Origin of the sequence: Dietzia sp. Cai40 (genome assembly GCF_014145165.1) — a bacterium.
Classification (GTDB): Bacteria; Actinomycetota; Actinomycetes; order Mycobacteriales; family Mycobacteriaceae; genus Dietzia; species Dietzia natronolimnaea.
The window spans coordinates 1-3,702 of record NZ_JAALEB010000445.1; the positions used below are offsets into that span (position 1 = coordinate 1).

Below are 3,702 nucleotides of genomic sequence, written 5' to 3' on the forward strand. Positions count from 1 at the left end.
GCGGGAGCTCGCCGCCCACCGCGCCCGCAGGGACGCCGCGGAGGCCCTGTGGCCCGGCTCCCCTCCCGCGCCTGTCGGCTATCTGACGGCCCCCGACACCCCGACCTCGCCCGTGCTCCTGGCCATCCGGCTGGAGTCGGACTGCTGCGTGGCGTGGCGGACGGAGATCGCGGCGGCGCGGTCGACGGAGATCCGGAGGTTCTGCCTCGACGCCCTCACGGCCGCCTCGATCCAACTGGAGCGCTGGCGGACGCTGGTGCCGGGTGCGCCGTTCGAGGCGCTGCCCGGGTTCCCTCCCCCGTCCTGACGGACTAGCGCCCGGCCCCGATGAGCCGGAGGATCTCGTCCGCGGCTCCGTCCACCGGCACCTGGGTGATCTCCCCGGTGGCGCGCTCGCGCAGCTCCACCGTCCCCTCCGACCATCCCCGACCCACGACGACGACCCACGGGACGCCGATTAACTCGGCGTCCTTGAACTTCACCCCCGGCGAGGCCTTGCGATCGTCGAAGAGCACCTCGAGGCGGGCCCGGTCGAGAGCCTCGACGAGCGTCGCGGCTCCGCTGGTCGCCGCCTCGTCCTTGTTGGCTATCACCACGTGGACGTCGGCCGGAGCCGCGGCCGCCGGCCACACCAGGCCCTTCTCGTCGGCGTACTGCTCGGCCAGCACCGCGACGAGCCGGGACACCCCGATGCCGTAGGACCCCATCGTCACCCGGGCGGGCTTGCCGTTCTCGCCGAGGACGTCGAATCCGAAGGCGTCGGTGTACTTCCGGCCGAGCTGGAAGATGTGACCGATCTCGATCCCTCGCGCGAGGGTGAGTGTGCCGTGGCCGTCGGGGGCCTCGTCGCCCTCCCTGACCTCGGCGGCCTCGATCGTGCCGTCGGGGGTGAAGTCGCGGCCACAGACCAGGCCCACGACGTGTCTGCCCGGCTCGTCGGCCCCGGTGATCCAGGCGGTCCCGTCGACCACCCTCGGGTCCACCAGGTACCGGACCCCGCCCGCGAGCAGGGCCCCGGGACCGATGTACCCCTTGACGAGGAACGGGTTGGCCGTGAAGTCGTCCTCGCCCAGCACGGCCACCTCGGCGGGCTCGAGCGCCGCCTCGACGCGCTTCATGTCGACCTCGCGGTCCCCGGGCAGCCCCACGCCCAGCAGCTCCCAGTCCTTCCCGGGCTCACGGACCTTGAACAACACGTTCTTGAGAGTGTCCGCCGCCGTGACCCGTCGCCCGAGGCCCGCTCCGTTGGCCCACTCGACCAGGGTCTCGATCGTCGGCGTCCCGGGGGTGTCGTGGACCACGGGCTCGGGGAGTCCCTCGAGCGGACGGGCGGGCGGTACCGGGGTCACCACGGCCTCGACGTTGGCCGCGTACTCCCCGTCCGTCGACCGGACGAAGGTGTCCTCCCCCGCCGCGGAGATCGCGAGGAACTCCTCGGACGCAGATCCGCCCATCGCTCCCGAGGTGGCGGCGCAGATCACGTACTCGATGCCCAGGCGGTCGAAGATGCGCTGGTAGGTCTCCCGGTGCACCTGGTACGAGCGTGCGAGACCGGCGTCGTCGAGGTCGAAGGAGTAGGAGTCCTTCATGGTGAACTCGCGGCCCCGGAGGATCCCGGCACGGGGCCGCTCCTCGTCCCGGTACTTGGACTGGATCTGGTACAGGGTGACGGGCAGGTCCTTGTACGAGGAGTACTCGCCCTGCACCGTGAGTGTGAACAGCTCCTCGTGGGTGGGGCCGAGGAGCATGTCGTTGCCCTTGCGGTCCTTGAGACGGAACAACGCAGATCCGTACTCGGTCCACCGGCCCGTCGTCTCGTAGGGCTCGCGGGGCAGGAGCGCGGGCAGGCTGATCTCCTGGGCGCCGGAGGCGTTCATCTCCTCTCGCACCACCTGCTCGATCCGCCGGAGGGTGCGCAGGCCGAGCGGCAGCCACGAGTACACGCCGGGCGCGACGCGCCGGACGTAGCCGGCACGGACCAGCAGTTTGTGGCTCAGGACCTCGGCATCGGCCGGGTCGTCGCGGAGCGTACGCAGGAAGAGGTGGGACAGACGCGTGATCACGGTGGTCAAGCGTAGCCGCCCGGGGACCCGCCACCGGAGCGACGGTAGCCTCAGCCGGGTGCGCATCCTCCTCTCGCCCTCCGAGACCAAGTCCGTCGGCGGGTCGGGTGGCCCCCTCGATCTGGCCGCGCTGTCCCTTCCCGCGCTCTCCGACACCCGGGAGACGGTGGCCGGGGCGCTGGTCTCGATGTGTGTCGACGACCCGGAGGGTGCGCGACGCGCGCTGGGCCTGAGCGACGCGCTCGCCGACGAGGTGACGCACGACGCACGCCTGTGGACCTCCCCCACCGCCCCGGCACTGAGCCGGTACACCGGAGTGCTCTACGACGCGTTGGACCAGGCCTCCTTCACCCGGGCCACCCGGGCGCGCGCCGAATCGCGGCTGTGGATCGGGTCGGCGCTCTTCGGACTGATCGCCGCCGACGACCCCATCCCCCACTACCGACTCTCCGCGGGGACGCGACTGCCCGGACTCGGAACGCTCCGCGCGGTGTGGAAGCCCTCGCTCACCGACGCCACCTCGGGCTGGGCCGACGACCTCGTGGTCGACCTCCGCTCGGGCGGCTACCACCAGTTGGGGCCGGTCCCGGGGGCCGTCACCGTCGACGTCGTCACGGAGTACCCGGACGGCACCCGCAAGGTGGTGTCCCACTTCTCCAAGCACCACAAGGGGCTGCTCGCCAGGACGCTGGCGACCTCACGGGCGGAGATGGCGGACGTACAGGCGCTCCTGCGGGTGGCCCGCCGGGCGGGGCACACCCTCGAACACAACTCGCCCTCCACCCTGACGATGGTGACCGGACCCTGAGGGGGACGCGGGCCCCTGTGGTCAGGACCCGGGCCCCCGAGGACAGGACCCGGGGCCCCGAGTAGAGGACCCGGGCCCCCGAGGGCGGGATTCAGGCCCGGGTCAGCACCTGCGGGAGTCCGGCGACCTCGCCGACAACCACTATCGCCGGCGGCCGGACCCCGCGGTCGGTGAGCGTGGTGGCCATGGTGCCGACCGTGCACCGGTGGGTGACCTGACCGTCGAGGCTGCCGTCCACGATGATCGCGGCGGGGGTATCCGGCGATCGGCCACCGGCCATGAGCGAGTCGGCGATGGCCGGGGAGTTCTTGACGCCCATCAGCACAACCAGCGTCCCCCGCATCCGGGCCAGGGCCTCCCAGTCGACCAGGGAGCCCGGGTGCCCCGGCGGGAGGTGACCCGAGACGATGGTGACCTCGTGGGTCATGCCGCGGTTGCTCACGGGGATCCCCGCGAGCGCGGGAACGCTGAGCGCGCTGGACACCCCGGGGACGACGGTGCAGGGGATCCCGGCCTCGGCGCAGGCGTGGGCCTCCTCGTATCCCCGCCCGTAGAGGAACGGGTCGCCGCCCTTGAGCCGGACGACGAACTTGCCCTCCCTCGCGCGGTCCACGAGGACCCGGTTGATGGCGTCCTGGGCCATCGAGCGCCCGTACGGGATCTTGGCCGCGTCGACGATCTCGACGTCCGAACGCAGCTCCCCCAGCGGCCGCTGCGGGGCGAGCCGGTCGGCCACCACGACGTCGGCGCGCGCGAGGAGACGCCTGCCCCTCACGGTCATGAGGTCGTCGGCGCCCGGCCCCCCGCCGACCAGCGCGACCGTCCCCCGCA

The 3,702-nt window shown here is 72.4% G+C and carries 4 protein-coding genes; 2 read left to right on the forward strand and 2 right to left on the reverse strand.

Going from position 1 to position 3,702, the window contains the following annotated elements:
* A partial coding sequence (locus G6022_RS15320; RefSeq protein ID WP_182639533.1) for a DUF4439 domain-containing protein occupies positions 1-307 on the forward strand: 307 nt, incomplete at its 5' end.
* 4 nt (positions 308-311) lie between these two features.
* Here the strand turns inward: G6022_RS15320 and G6022_RS15325 are convergent.
* Positions 312-2,063, reverse strand: coding sequence for a proline--tRNA ligase (locus G6022_RS15325; protein ID WP_182617661.1), 1,752 nt, complete (start codon positions 2,061-2,063; stop codon positions 312-314).
* Positions 2,064-2,121: 58 nt separating this feature from the next.
* On the opposite strand from G6022_RS15325, the gene G6022_RS15330 reads away from it, so the two are divergent.
* A complete protein-coding gene (locus tag G6022_RS15330) occupies positions 2,122-2,871 on the forward strand; it encodes a peroxide stress protein YaaA (RefSeq protein WP_182610225.1) in 750 nt (249 codons plus the stop codon).
* A gap of 91 nt (positions 2,872-2,962) precedes the next feature.
* On the opposite strand, the gene cobA is transcribed toward G6022_RS15330, so the two are convergent.
* Positions 2,963-3,702 (reverse strand): uroporphyrinogen-III C-methyltransferase (gene cobA / locus G6022_RS15335; protein ID WP_182691925.1); only part of this gene is annotated, 740 nt, incomplete at its 5' end.